Below are 11,990 nucleotides of genomic sequence, written 5' to 3'. Positions count from 1 at the left end.
ACATCCGACCACGCAAGCGATTTAACTGGCTGTGTCCGATCGAGGTATTCACTCAGCTGATGGGCTTGCAACATGAGGCTCCTGCTTCAATTCAATAACCGTGTTGCACTCAGCTCCTGCAACCGCCCTTAATAACCCACTCGGCCATGATTGATCTTGAATCTTGCACCACTGCATTTTCAATGCTTCTGGCCATAGAGGTAAGGTTCAATACTGTCTGGTCGTTCATATTGTCATGCTGGGCAAGTTGGTATGACACCTATCCTAACCTGCGCCCCCTGAAATTCCCTATTGATTTTTTGGGCATGCCTACTCGTTAAAATCTCACACATGATTCCGCAACTCATAGGTCAATGAGTAGATTTGTTAATCACTGAGGCCCATCCTACCTAACTAACTATTTTACAATACAAAATGACGCCAAAAAGCCTGAACTATTTGAATATAAGTGGGAAGAACAGCAAGTGCAAAGGCGCTGCTGCAACGAGGAGAACAGCAGCCGCATCTGTTAATAGGTTGTTCGGAAATCTCCACCCCACCCAAAATTCACAATATGCAAACCAGGTGAAGAGTGATGAAAGCAAACCAAAATGCATATAGGTAACTACGTCCACTCCAGAGATCGAAGCACCTGAAGTCCTAGCCAGCAACATCAATACCACAATGCCAAGCATCGAACCCAGAGCGGAAATACAAAAATACACCTGTACATTTGAATCCGTACAAAAAGAATAGAATTTATGTCTCGACATCTCACGACCACCACAAAAGAAAACACCTGAACAATCTAACTTGGCCGGATGGAAAATAAAAGCCAATTCCTAAACTTTTACAAACTCTGTCATGCCGATTTAAAGGAAGTAAAAAATATGCCGTTTTCTTTACTGAGCACACGGGCTTTCAAGCTACGTATTTTTTTAAAGTATGGTTCTGGCACACCTAAATCAGTAGGAAACTAGGCTCATTAACTAACAGGAGAACTCCTCATGACTACCCCCAACATCGCCGCGGACCTGATCACCCCTCATGCCATCGACTCCCTCGCCGCATGCAATTCTCTGCGCAAGTTTCACGACGTAACCCAGACCCTGATCAAGAACCAACAACTCGGGCTCGATTTCGCCCCGAAACGCAACAACGCGTTTGCACTACCCGTCGCTCTATTGGTTTGCTACATGTCCGACTCCCGTCGTGAATCCTTGGATCCGGACCAGATCCGTAGCTTCGCCAATGCTTACAAGGCTGGCGACCACGTCGATCCTATGACTGTGGTACCAGAAAGCGGCAAGCTTCGAGTGGTGACCGGCATTACTCGCTACGCTGGCCTGATGCTTGCCATCTCCGAGGGCTGCACCATCAAGCAGGTGTGGGTTATGGAAACCGATGCGGACCCTGCGTCGATCATCATCCGCCAGCTGAACTCTAACCGTCAGGTGGCCATGAAGCCTGTGGAGTTGGGCAACTCGTATCGCGAACTGATTGAGCTCAAGATGACCGTCCCTGAGATTGCCACCCGTCTCCACGTCAAGGAGAGCCATGTGCGCACCATGCTGGACTTCGACCGTGTACCAGCTGAAGTAAAACAAATGGTTGTGGCCGGACAGGTATCGGTTAAGCGCGCGATCAACGAAGATCTCAAGTGCCAGCTGAAAGGGGCGGACACCGTAGTTCACATGCGAGATCAACTGGCCAAAGCACGCGAAAACGGCCACAAGAAGATCACACCCAAGAACACTTCGGCGCCCTCGCCCCTTTTCAGCCGCAAAGATCTCGATGCGTCTGTCCCTGCGCTGCTCACTCTCGCAGATGCACTTGAGAAAGAGCTGCCGATGATGGGCGACACACCCGGCGAAGTAACACTGCAGCTGAAACTCGGCGGCGACCTACAAGCTCTGTTCACTGCGCTGGCCAACTTACGAAATGCACATCGCACTGCGACCGGGGATGCACTGCCAGCAGTCGCCACCAACTAACTCCCAACGCCACCGCTACTCCGTCGCGGGAAAACTAGACGGAGCAGCTCAACCGGCCGCCGCCGTGTTTAGCCCCTGAGCTAGGGTGGCGATTCACAGCTCAGGCATAATAATGGTCTCTGAACCGCCCAGATCAAGGTGATCACCCGTGTCCAGTTCATGCGCGCTGAACCCTCTCAAAAAGCCCTGCGGCTCTTGTCCTTGGCGAGTGAATCAAGAAGCCTCAGACATTCCCAATTTTGATCTGGAGAAGGCTGAACGGCTGAGAAACTGCAGCCCGGACATCAATGGGATGGGTCCAAGTTATCTCGACCCGATATTCGCATGTCACCAAAGCCGGGTGGGAGAGGAATTCGCCTGCGCCGGTTGGCTGGCCAAGGTAGGGCATGCCCACCCTCGCATTCGATATCTCGTTAGCACTGGTAAGCTCCCAGCAGAGGCACTCAACCCCGGCACTGGCTGGCCAGAGCTGCACTCGAACTATCCAGACGTCCTCGACAAGCTCAGGGAGTCAACCGTCGAGTGATCCTCAACAAGCCAGGAGCTGGCGCTTGGCTTCTGGCACGCCATAACGCGATTTACGATGGCTCATCTCTTAGCCATTGATGAAGCCACCATGCAAATGAACAAAGCCCTGACAACGACTGGCATCTATCGCCCAGGTCAGCCGCCGCAACTGTTTCCTGAGTACGACGCCCACCTGAACCGCATGCAGGAGTTGGCTTTTCTGATTGGCGACCGATTGCTCAGTATGCCGCCGGGCACCCTGGCATCAGTCAGCGAAACCATGAAAGTTGGCGTTGTCAAGCTGGCAGGCAAAATCGAAACCGTAATGCTCGAGCACTACTCCCCATTGCAGTCTGATGACGAAGTGCAATGGTTCTGTTTCACAAAGCAGAAATACCAGGACTGCGACTGGGGCGGGGAAGAACAGATAAACGAGATCATCGTACAGATCGAGGCTTGGCTAGTTCGACCAGTGTTCACTGAAATCCAGCCAGCCCAACGTCTTCAGACCCTGGCCAAGGGGCTGGAAGACTGGATTGAAAACTACGAAAGCTCCCAGCCGAGCTAAGCCTCAACCGGGCGCTCAAGCTGCAAGCACCGCAGGGCGAGCTTGTGCTTGTAATCAGCACCAGTGCAAGTACGCTCCAAGCGGGTCAAATCCTTCAGTGTTACGTCATTTGCACCCGCAGACTGCAACTGCGCGAGAAGAGCCTCGCATAGCGTTACAACGTATTGCGGGGCCTTGTGCTCAGGGCTGATGTTCATCGCTCCCGGCATTGCTCGCCGGCTGGCCAAGCCAGCACCTACGATCCCCCAGTATGGCTCCAGTTCATGCTTGCTTGCGGTCGTCATCTTTTCACTTACCACCCTTGGATTTCAGATACTGAGCAGTTGCATTGCTCCCACCCACGACGGCCGCGCGATATACGGTGTCGCCGTCCTTAAACAGCGCCTCTCCCATAGCCGAAGCTTCGAAGTACGGGACACGTATACGGCAATTATCCTATCGCGAAGCACCTTCGTCGCTGAACTCCATTTCCGGGTACAAATTACCCAATGGAAGCTCAATACCTTTTGCCAAAACAGGCATGTCCGGCGCGCAGCCGGCGCAATATTCCTTGAGCCCGCTTAGGGCCCGGTGTACCGCTTTTGGATCGCATTCATCGCGAGCGATCAGATGCATCGCAGAAACGAAAATCTGAGTCTTGCGCTGTTCAAAAGACATTTCGTGGATATATGTATAGCAGGCCAGGGCCGAGGATCGATATTGACGGCTGTTGTTAGCTTTATCTGGCCACCGCACCAGTGCTACCTGATCGGTGCCAGGGTTCCAGCACAACATCACATCTTTTGCGGTAACGGTTGCCGGGTGAAATTCGGCATTCATCGAGATTTTCCTCAAACTTTGTTGAGCCCAGCGAGGGCTTTTAGCAGAGCCTGCAATTCAGGGGAAAGCTGCAGTCGCGGCCTGCGCTACAACAATTGATATAGCGAGGACACAAAACCTGATCAGCGTTTGCTTTCCCTTTCGTTTGGAACCCATTGTCCGGCTCCTATGCAGATCATCTCAGGCGTACGCGGGATCCTCAAGGACACGCTTTAGAACGGCCAGGCCCAGGCCGGTGAAGATGATTTCGAAATGATCCATATCCTTAGCCAATGACTCAGGCATTTCAGCGATTAACCCTTTCTCCCGGCAAGACTTGGCAGAGCGGAATTCACCACGCTGGCAACTAATACTGCTTGTCAGGTTTAGATCACGATCAAACGTCGCGAGGAAGGCTCGCTGCCCCGGTGATAGCTTCTTAGCGATGGAAATCGACTGGTGATTGATAAGCCACTGGCCTACATCATCCGGGAGGACTTCGGACTTGGCCCAGGCGGCAAATGAAACTCGAGTGGTGTTGCTTTCGGTCCCAGCAGGAATGCCGCCCGAACTCACATGAGGCTTATAACGGAGGCAGTCCTCATCTGCGACCGCTTCGTACAGCTTGAACTGCGGCCCCTCAGCAAGAACTTCACGCAGACCCGCTTTGCCGTCGGTGTAGAACCGCCCTACGCCAATATCAGTTTTCTTCACGATGACGCTCCCGAATGTGATCAGTACCCCGTTCGGGGCTGTGAGAGTAAGGATAACTGCACGAATGCTCGTGCCAACAGCATGTAACCAAAACAAACCGATCGCATTACCCGGCTTGTTCCGACTGGATTTCAAGCATCAGCTCAGCAGCATGTTCATCCACTGCTTTCTGATCACCAGGTATGTACCTGGCTGGCAGATCTTCAAGGGGCGCCACTACTACCTTGGGGAGCCCGAACTGGTCCGCAGTGACATCGACAACAAAGGCTTGATCGCCGGCTGTCGCCTCCACCCAATAGTGACCATGACCAACCCAGTCGATGTAGAGCCCCCCATCCGAATCACCATCCCCCCCACGCACAGCGGCCTGGAAACTCGTAAAGCGGTTGATTACCGCCGCGCACATCACCGCCGCATACAGACAGGTACCCAGCGTGCGCTGGTGGCCCAGTGATTGAGCCAGAATGCCTTCAAAGATCTCTCTCGAGCTCGCTGCCAATCTTGCCAGCTCTGGTGGTGCTAAGTGGTGAACATCCATTGATTCGTTTCCAGTCACGGAGTCTGGTGAGCATTCTAACGGTGCATGTGCACGCGACCACAGAGTTAAGCTGCCGATATACTGGGCCTAACGTACATTTCCGGCTTTCCAGGGTAGGACCGATGATCCGCATTCGAACGAAGATGGCCCCGCGGTGGATTCAACAGATCACCAGTGCTCAGTCTCAACTTACCGTGCTCTCCCCCTACATCACGAAGAACCCTACTCTAACGCTGCTCGCGAACAAGAAAGCTACGTTCTATACACGCTTCGATCTCCGCGATTTTCTCAGCGGTGCGTCAAAGCTGAATGCATTCAAACAGCTACTCAAAAAGGAGTGTAAAGTCTTCGTAGTGCCGAAGCTGCATGCAAAAGTGATCATGGATGAGGATGAGTTTGTCACCCTAGGGAGCCAAAACCTGACTCAGGGAGGGAGGTGGAACAAGGAGCTGAGTGTCTGTTTCGACGGTTCAGCTCGAGACAAAACCTGTGAGTCAGTACGAAATTTGGTGCGGGAATGGACTACTGATCCAGATCTAGTTCAGGTCGACTGGGATTGGTTCCACCAGATGGCTGAGGATGTAGAGCGCGGCAAGGAGGCATACGAGCGATTCAATGAGTCACTTCGCACCATTGAAGTTGATGCAAAACGAGCGAATGCGGAACGGTTAAATGCTCAAGAGCTTCGCCTGGAGGGTGAGAGGCGATCGAGGAAATCGGCAGCCCTTGCTGAACTCCAAGAGACAGTGAAATCCGCACATCCGTCTGGCATTAACCATCTAGGCACTGTAACCCCTACCAAAGCATCGCCATGCTTACGGTTTGAGCCCGGGGTCGACCTGCTTAGCTGGAAGAAGCGAAACAAGATCCTGCCTCCGCTGGATAAGGGCTCTCGATGCCTTTGCGTCCTCAATCAGAAGCATGTCGGCTGGGCTCGCCTGGCTGGGAGGCAGATAACTAAGATAGCTCAGAGCATGAAGATTCGCGGAATCCTGCCTGCGCCATTCAAGACCGTTCAGATTGAGCTTTCTGTGAAGCCAGAAGACCTCAGAGCAATGTCCTCGGACACGACGATGGTTGTGAAGCTCTCAGCACCCAACGGAGTAAAGCTGCTCTCAGTGGCTCTAAGCTATTCCATCAAGAAAACAGAAGTGCTTGGAACGCATCTTCCAAGGGCTAAAACAAAGGGCAAGAAGCTCAAGCCAATTGCCCAGTTGAGAACCGACCTGCAAGCTTGGATTGACTCGGATCACGATGCATTCGAAAACCTCCTATCCAAACACATTACCAGCACCACACCCTTGAAACAGCGGCTCGCCGGTGTGAATGCTGATGAGTATTTTGGAGGGTTGTATAGCAAGGTTTCGGTCACGATGATGTTCACCGCCCGAAGCAACCAACCAATCCTAGTAGCGACCTTGATCAGTGATGACTGAACGGCAAAGCTGGTCAAATCAAACTGTTCTCTACGTTTGCACAGCGCGAATTGCACTGTTTTTAGCCTAGAACCTTTTCGCCCTGGCTCTCCAGGGTTTGGCGCTCAACCCGTTGAATTTCGAGATACTGCTCGATGTCCTTTTCTCTATCAGCATCACCCATCGGGTCAATGATCACAGGTAGCCAAACCCCATCTGAGCCCTTTGTGAACATAGTAATTTTAGAAATTGATTCGTCTGATGACTGCATTCTTTAGCCTTTGACTAAGTAGGACGTGTAATTGGCCGCTGGATGTGAAAGTTCATTCAACAGTCTGATCAGGGCGGAATACACACTTATCACCATCAAAGTGAGCGATGCACTTCCCCTCAGCACTATAGTATTTCACTTTCCAGCATGGATGGCAGTTGTGAACATGCTTCCCGTACTTTAGCTGATTTGAAAATCGTACGTTGAGGTTCGCGCTGTCGTTCATTCCGACGATTGTCCCGATGTCACCATCTACCTCGACCTGCATGCTCAGCTGAACAAACTCCAAGCCACGGTGTTTGATCATGTCTGCTACAAATTTCTGAGCCTTGGTCATTTTGCGTGTATCAGCCATACGATCCTCTAACAACATTCGCTGCCCAGGATGGGCATCTTCTCAACGCAGTAATCTTCGGTCACTTAAAACCGTGCCAACAGCCCGTCGATGATTTTCCGCCAGCTACGAGTAGACGCTGTTGAACCTCTTGTTGGGTATCGAATGCAGGGTGCATGGGTTAGCCTCACTGTCGACCATGCAGATGATGAAAGCCTGGCCAAGTCCACACCCATTGAGGCTCACTAATGGCAATTACTGACCGCGACACAGTTGAGCGCACTCTTAGATCCGCCCTCCTCAACCCTGAGCAGCGATCCCGGGCACTGGCTTTTCGCCAATTGAGGCTTCGAGAAGACCTCAGCGGTGTTGGCGTCGGGTCCGAACCATTGCCTGAACTGAATCGGTACCTGGCCGGGGAGCTGACCCTCGGAGAGTTAGTGGATCTACGACTGCGCCCAGAGTTATGCGAGTGATGGTGTCACGCAGCAACAGCTCTCATGCTTACTCCATCCAAGCATCTGCGGAGAATCAAAATGTCTAGCGCACCGCTCATCCCCTTCACCCTGCTCGGCCGTGACATGCCTCAGGTAGAGTTCTATTGGTCCAACGAGATCGAGGGGCTGGTTTCATCAGGTCCGCACTATGCGTCCGACGAGAAGGACGATAGCGATCAGGTATGGGGGATTGTTCTTGTTTCCAAGTGCGACGCAGGCTTCAATGCCGGCTGGTCCAACGGTGAGATGGCGCAATCGGGATACACTGAGGAAATGTACACGGACCTTGTTGAGGCCGGCAAAGCAGCTGAAGGCCTTGCTCAAACTGAAGCCGACCGCCAGTGCGCTGAGTTCCGGTAATCTGGTTACCATTCACCCGGTTGCAAGACGGTCAACCCTGCCAATGAGAACCCAATAGAATGAAACAGCTTCTATCGTCCCCGCCTGATCTTACAGGGCTATCCCCAGCACAGCATGCACACGTCCTGAAGGTGTTTCCAGAAACCCGCACAGACATGGCCAACTATTTACGCAGCGGCGCCCAAGTCATTGTAGGCCCTCAGACTGAAGCGTCCCCGGATGTTCCACCGATCGCCATATCAGTCCTAGCAGATCCTGACTTCTGGATTGATTGTTGCGATTCCGTGGAAGAGGCACATCAGCGAATCGATTCGCTGGGTCTCGTTTTGGCGGCCCGATAGAGCGTTGAGGCTAGGCCTTCACTCCACTACCCAGCCTGCCCCCGACAAACGCGACGGCCTGCCGTTGAAGCTGGGCTACGTGCCGGTTCAATTGAGATTCAGCATTCACCATCTCCTTCCGGCCCCAGCGCGCTAAAAGCCTGTCTCTGATTTCAAGGGCCTGGCTGGAGCGGTAAATCGGTTCCACATCCACAATCGCCATCTGACCCTCAGTGCTGGCGCTCCTCGTGTTCATGACCACCTGGGTGTTGTGGGTATCAAGCACTTGGAACCCTAGTCGCTCGTAGAAGCCAACCTTTGCTACCGGGCAGGTCAGCTCGACGTGCGGGTACCGTTCGATTGCCTTCTTCATCATTGCCGAACCGATCCCGCGCCCTCGGTGCGTCTTTTGCACAGCCATGTAGGTAACACCACAAGCATCGGAATGTGTCGGTACAGGCAAGTACATCAGAAACCCCAGGACATGCCCCGGGGTTTCTTCATCGAATGCCACAAGCAACTCAACAGGAGCGATCGGCACCTGCCCAATTCGATCAATGTAGAGATTCACCTCAGCAGGGACAGCCCACTTGTAGATCTCATAGAGGTGGTTGCTAGGCGGCACCGCCAGCATGCTCAGTTCCGTCAGATTGGACACGACCATTTGCAGGACCTGATGGGTAACATCCCGGGGCGGCGGCGCGCTGTCAAAAAGTGAGATTGGCATTTGCATACTCAATAGGTAAATGATCCTGCGGGGCAGGTCCCGGCCTCTCGGTCTCGCGGCAATATAACAAGGTGCCCTCCCCTCGCCAAAAAGTAGGCCTACCTTTTGGCTTATGACACCCGATTCCAGCCCCGACCTTACACGAGGGCTTGGTCGATAGGCACACGGCAGGGAAACCATTACAAGCCCTGCCCGAGGGAATGAATATGCGCGGTTAATCTAGCGATTATGGGGTTCTGGCACACCGATTTCGTCCTGAATATGGCTCATCAATCAAGCGATGAGGTATGCCCCCATGGAGTTGATCTCCCTTCCTGTAATCAGCACCAGCCACCTGACTCAAGAGGTTGCAGCGACGCTCACAGCCTTGGGCAATGAGAACGCCTGGGTTCCCTGCGCAGCGTGGCCGTACGGCTTCTTCATCTCCCTGAAAAGCATCGAGAACAAGGTTGCCGCGGGGGAGGAAATCCCTAAGTGCCTCCAGGACATCGCTGCATGGCTGAAAACGAAAGATCTCCCCTGCTCAGCTAGCGGCCAAACCTGGAGCAGGACATGGGTGCAGCTTGACCAGGCTGTTGATGCGGTCGACGAACTTCCAACTTACAGCTGGTGATCACCCATCAGTAACTGCTGGCTTCCCATGCAAGCCATAGCTACCACCCAATCCGACTTAATAAGAGGTTCGTCCATGTCCGCTCAAATCCGCCACGCAATTGCATCCGCTGTTCCCAGCACTATCACGGGCATCAAGCTGTCCGTACCAGAGTTGTTCGCACAGCCGGAATTCATCAGCTGGCTCAATAACTCTCAGGCGATGACTTGGCATTCCCGGCAAGGCCCGGTCAGCGAAGGCGACATTGCTGACGTAGCAATCTTCGTCGACCCATCGATGACCGGTGAGGGCTCCGATAGTGACATGCCCGGGTGGGGGCACGTGGTAGATATGCTCAGGGTTGCAATCGGGGAAGGTCCTTTCAGCGGGAATCACTTCATCGTTGTCCTGAGTAATTCCTGATCATATCGAGCGAACTGCCGTACTGCGGATTCATGGGTCAGCAGCGCCATAATTGAGTCCCCGCCTTGGGAGATCAAGGCGCTGCCGGCACTTTATTTGAGGGTCAAAAATGAGTGTCGCCGTTGCTTCTGGCACAGCCAAAACAGGCTGAAACTGGCCTCATCTTAAATAAGCAAGGACAAACCTCATGATCTCCCAGACCCCAAAATTTACAGTTGAGTCGCTGGTGAAGCTGCTTTCAGACATCCGGGCGCCTCACATCGCCGGGGAGATCGCGAGCAAACCTTTCAGTCCGGCACGCAATCAACTGTACCTGGAATACTCCTTTGAACTGCTGCGCCTTCTCCTACCTGTTGCAGCCAAGGAGAAGGCATTCGCGGATACGCCCGTAGGCAACGCTAGTGACTCTTGTGATCACCAGGTGTGCAACCGTGCAGTTCGAATGATGCTTCAAATCCTGGACAACGCTTTTTACGAACGCTTCAAGCCTGAGCATTCCAAGATGCCTAAACAGCTGACGGTTCGAGAGTGGGGTGTTTTCATGATGCAGCTCCGCTTCCATGGCTGGCACTCCGGTGTGCCTGTGTATCCGAGCCCCGAGGCAGGAATTGAATCGGCAACGCCTCTGGACTTCATCTCCGAAGAGCAATGCGCAATGGCACGCGCAGCCAGAATGGGATCAAATCTGAATGATCGTGACGCCTTCTCTGTGGCTAGCGAAATCAGCGGGGATTACCCTCACACGTCATTGTCGGCACTGGTGCTGGTCGTGACTAAAGCACAGAGCAAGCAACGTGTGGCACACATCGCGGAAACGGCCCGTGGCCCAGCTGGAATCCATACCTACTACGCGACAATCGAACAGGCAGAACAGGGAGTTGATGCAATTGCAAAAACCCTTGGGTGGTCGTTGACCACATCGGAACGTGAAAGCGCAATCCAAGGTGTGTACTTGGCCCCGCCGCTCGTAAGAACGGCAGCCTAAAGCGTCATAATCAAGTCAACTTACCGACCTGGCCGATAGCCGGGTTGGTCCACATTCATTCCCCAAGATCGGGTATGCGAAAGTCAATAATTCCTGGCTCGGTAGCTGGTGGCACAAACAAGAGCTTTTAATATACACCCATCAGCCAAGCAATCCGGAGCTACACAAATGTCCATTTCCTCAACTACCAAACTGTTCACTTCTGCTAGCTGCGTACAATCGCATATCGTCCGCTTTGCAGCCGAAGTCAAAGGTCTGGAATACATCGAGCTGGACATGGCCCAGCATGCCGATCTGGCGCTTTCAGTCGATGTCGTTGAGTCCCCGGCGCTCAGTGATCGGAACGTGACAACCGGCGAACTCGACATCATCATCGAGTACATCGACGAGCAACACCCCCAGCCCCCACTGCTCCCTGCCAACACCGCTAGTCGTGCCATCTACCGCAAGCAGGTCCGCTCCTTTCATAAGCAACTGTTCCCCCTGTTGGAAGCTGCCAAAGAAGGTGACGCTGCCGCACAGACAAGCATGCGTAAGTACCTGCAACAAATGGATAGCATGGTTCAGGGGTACGCCTACTTCGCTAGCAATGAAATCAGCGTAATGGACGTCACAATTGGTCCTTGGCTTTGGGCGGCAAAACAAGCGGGGCTGAGCCTTAAAACCTTCCGTGATCTGTCCGCCTATGCAGACCGTTTGTTTGCCTTGCGATCCTTCCAAGCAAGCCTCGGGCACAAATCTGAGAACGCTGCGGCTTAAGGCTTGCAGATCAAGGGGCCAACCTAGGTTGGCCCAAACACCCTCGCCAAAGGCCCTTGCAGATGACTGTGACTATCTCATTCACACTAACGCCCACAGAAACCCTAGACTGCTTGGCTGATGTGCGGGCGCTTGGGTGGAGTCTCGGTCAATTCGCTTCGTGTAGTTTCAGTGCTGAGGCAACGTTTGTGGAGCTATTGCTGTCCGAG

The 11,990-nt window shown here is 53.2% G+C and carries 15 protein-coding genes; 8 read left to right on the top strand and 7 right to left on the bottom strand.

Going from position 1 to position 11,990, the window contains the following annotated elements; translation table 11 throughout:
• Positions 1–434 precede the first annotated feature (434 nt).
• Positions 435–818: a hypothetical protein gene (locus HBO10_RS24985; protein ID WP_169904082.1), complete on the bottom strand. Its 384-nt coding sequence runs from the start codon at positions 816–818 to the stop codon at positions 435–437.
• Between the two features lie 168 nt (positions 819–986).
• Between HBO10_RS24985 and HBO10_RS24980 the strand changes: the two genes are divergently transcribed.
• Both HBO10_RS24980 and HBO10_RS24975 read left to right on the top strand, forming a co-directional pair.
• Positions 987–1,973 (top strand): hypothetical protein, encoded by a 987-nt coding sequence (locus HBO10_RS24980; protein ID WP_169904083.1) that lies wholly within the window; start codon positions 987–989, stop codon positions 1,971–1,973.
• Between the two features lie 622 nt (positions 1,974–2,595).
• Positions 2,596–3,048, top strand: a complete 453-nt coding sequence (locus tag HBO10_RS24975; RefSeq protein ID WP_222937096.1) for a hypothetical protein — start codon at positions 2,596–2,598, stop codon at positions 3,046–3,048.
• Positions 3,049–3,483: 435 nt separating this feature from the next.
• Here the strand turns inward: HBO10_RS24975 and HBO10_RS24970 are convergent, their stop codons facing one another.
• The 3 genes from HBO10_RS24970 to HBO10_RS24960 all read right to left on the bottom strand — a co-directional run bounded on the left by HBO10_RS24970 (position 3,484) and on the right by HBO10_RS24960 (position 5,098).
• Positions 3,484–3,867: a hypothetical protein gene (locus HBO10_RS24970; RefSeq protein WP_169904085.1), complete on the bottom strand. Its 384-nt coding sequence runs from the start codon at positions 3,865–3,867 to the stop codon at positions 3,484–3,486.
• Positions 3,868–4,047: 180 nt separating this feature from the next.
• Entirely contained in the window at positions 4,048–4,560 is a 513-nt protein-coding gene (locus tag HBO10_RS24965) for a hypothetical protein (protein ID WP_169904086.1), read from the bottom strand.
• Positions 4,561–4,666: 106 nt separating this feature from the next.
• Positions 4,667–5,098: a hypothetical protein gene (locus HBO10_RS24960; protein WP_169904087.1), complete on the bottom strand. Its 432-nt coding sequence runs from the start codon at positions 5,096–5,098 to the stop codon at positions 4,667–4,669.
• A gap of 122 nt (positions 5,099–5,220) precedes the next feature.
• Between HBO10_RS24960 and HBO10_RS24955 the strand changes: the two genes are divergently transcribed.
• Complete coding sequence (locus HBO10_RS24955; RefSeq protein WP_169904088.1) at positions 5,221–6,534, top strand: phospholipase D family protein; 1,314 nt, start codon at positions 5,221–5,223, stop codon at positions 6,532–6,534.
• Between the two features lie 61 nt (positions 6,535–6,595).
• Here HBO10_RS24955 and HBO10_RS24950 read toward each other — a convergent pair whose 3' ends face one another.
• Together HBO10_RS24950 and HBO10_RS24945 are read right to left on the bottom strand one after the other, a co-directional pair.
• Positions 6,596–6,784, bottom strand: coding sequence for a hypothetical protein (locus HBO10_RS24950; protein WP_169904089.1), 189 nt, complete (start codon positions 6,782–6,784; stop codon positions 6,596–6,598).
• A gap of 52 nt (positions 6,785–6,836) precedes the next feature.
• Positions 6,837–7,139 (bottom strand): hypothetical protein, encoded by a 303-nt coding sequence (locus tag HBO10_RS24945; protein ID WP_169904090.1) that lies wholly within the window; start codon positions 7,137–7,139, stop codon positions 6,837–6,839.
• Positions 7,140–7,654: 515 nt separating this feature from the next.
• Here HBO10_RS24945 and HBO10_RS24940 point away from each other — a divergent pair.
• Positions 7,655–7,975: a hypothetical protein gene (locus HBO10_RS24940; RefSeq protein ID WP_169904091.1), complete on the top strand. Its 321-nt coding sequence runs from the start codon at positions 7,655–7,657 to the stop codon at positions 7,973–7,975.
• A gap of 351 nt (positions 7,976–8,326) precedes the next feature.
• Here HBO10_RS24940 and HBO10_RS24935 read toward each other — a convergent pair whose 3' ends face one another.
• Positions 8,327–9,022 carry a GNAT family N-acetyltransferase gene (locus HBO10_RS24935; RefSeq protein WP_169904092.1) on the bottom strand — a complete coding sequence of 232 codons (696 nt, stop codon included), beginning with the start codon at positions 9,020–9,022 and terminating at the stop codon, positions 8,327–8,329.
• A 295-nt stretch (positions 9,023–9,317) separates the two neighbouring features.
• Here HBO10_RS24935 and HBO10_RS24930 point away from each other — a divergent pair, with 295 nt between their 5' ends.
• The 4 genes from HBO10_RS24930 (at position 9,318) to HBO10_RS24915 (ending at position 11,781) form a co-directional block, all read left to right on the top strand.
• A complete protein-coding gene (locus HBO10_RS24930) occupies positions 9,318–9,635 on the top strand; it encodes a hypothetical protein (protein ID WP_169922145.1) in 318 nt (105 codons plus the stop codon).
• 75 nt (positions 9,636–9,710) lie between these two features.
• Positions 9,711–10,037: a hypothetical protein gene (locus HBO10_RS24925; protein WP_169922144.1), complete on the top strand. Its 327-nt coding sequence runs from the start codon at positions 9,711–9,713 to the stop codon at positions 10,035–10,037.
• Positions 10,038–10,224: 187 nt separating this feature from the next.
• Positions 10,225–11,022, top strand: a complete 798-nt coding sequence (locus tag HBO10_RS24920; RefSeq protein WP_169922143.1) for a hypothetical protein — start codon at positions 10,225–10,227, stop codon at positions 11,020–11,022.
• A 168-nt stretch (positions 11,023–11,190) separates the two neighbouring features.
• Positions 11,191–11,781 carry a glutathione binding-like protein gene (locus HBO10_RS24915; protein ID WP_078466004.1) on the top strand — a complete coding sequence of 197 codons (591 nt, stop codon included), beginning with the start codon at positions 11,191–11,193 and terminating at the stop codon, positions 11,779–11,781.
• Positions 11,782–11,990 lie beyond the last annotated feature (209 nt).

This window comes from Pseudomonas sp. WS 5503 (assembly GCF_012985385.1).
Classification (GTDB): domain Bacteria; phylum Pseudomonadota; class Gammaproteobacteria; order Pseudomonadales; family Pseudomonadaceae; genus Aquipseudomonas; species Aquipseudomonas paracarnis.
Note: the sequence above shows the minus strand (reverse complement) of the source record. Positions and strands in the feature narration are given on the sequence as shown.

Coding starts and splice junctions, on each gene's coding strand:
- HBO10_RS24945 (WP_169904090.1), bottom strand. CDS start 7,139: ATGGCTGATACACGCAAAATGACCAAGGCTCAGAAATTTGTAGCAGAC.
- HBO10_RS24935 (WP_169904092.1), bottom strand. CDS start 9,022: ATGCCAATCTCACTTTTTGACAGCGCGCCGCCGCCCCGGGATGTTACC.
- HBO10_RS24960 (WP_169904087.1), bottom strand. CDS start 5,098: ATGGATGTTCACCACTTAGCACCACCAGAGCTGGCAAGATTGGCAGCG.
- HBO10_RS24940 (WP_169904091.1), top strand. CDS start 7,655: ATGTCTAGCGCACCGCTCATCCCCTTCACCCTGCTCGGCCGTGACATG.
- HBO10_RS24930 (WP_169922145.1), top strand. CDS start 9,318: ATGGAGTTGATCTCCCTTCCTGTAATCAGCACCAGCCACCTGACTCAA.
- HBO10_RS24955 (WP_169904088.1), top strand. CDS start 5,221: ATGATCCGCATTCGAACGAAGATGGCCCCGCGGTGGATTCAACAGATC.
- HBO10_RS24970 (WP_169904085.1), bottom strand. CDS start 3,867: ATGAATGCCGAATTTCACCCGGCAACCGTTACCGCAAAAGATGTGATG.
- HBO10_RS24915 (WP_078466004.1), top strand. CDS start 11,191: ATGTCCATTTCCTCAACTACCAAACTGTTCACTTCTGCTAGCTGCGTA.
- HBO10_RS24920 (WP_169922143.1), top strand. CDS start 10,225: ATGATCTCCCAGACCCCAAAATTTACAGTTGAGTCGCTGGTGAAGCTG.
- HBO10_RS24925 (WP_169922144.1), top strand. CDS start 9,711: ATGTCCGCTCAAATCCGCCACGCAATTGCATCCGCTGTTCCCAGCACT.
- HBO10_RS24950 (WP_169904089.1), bottom strand. CDS start 6,784: ATGCAGTCATCAGACGAATCAATTTCTAAAATTACTATGTTCACAAAG.
- HBO10_RS24975 (WP_222937096.1), top strand. CDS start 2,596: ATGAACAAAGCCCTGACAACGACTGGCATCTATCGCCCAGGTCAGCCG.
- HBO10_RS24980 (WP_169904083.1), top strand. CDS start 987: ATGACTACCCCCAACATCGCCGCGGACCTGATCACCCCTCATGCCATC.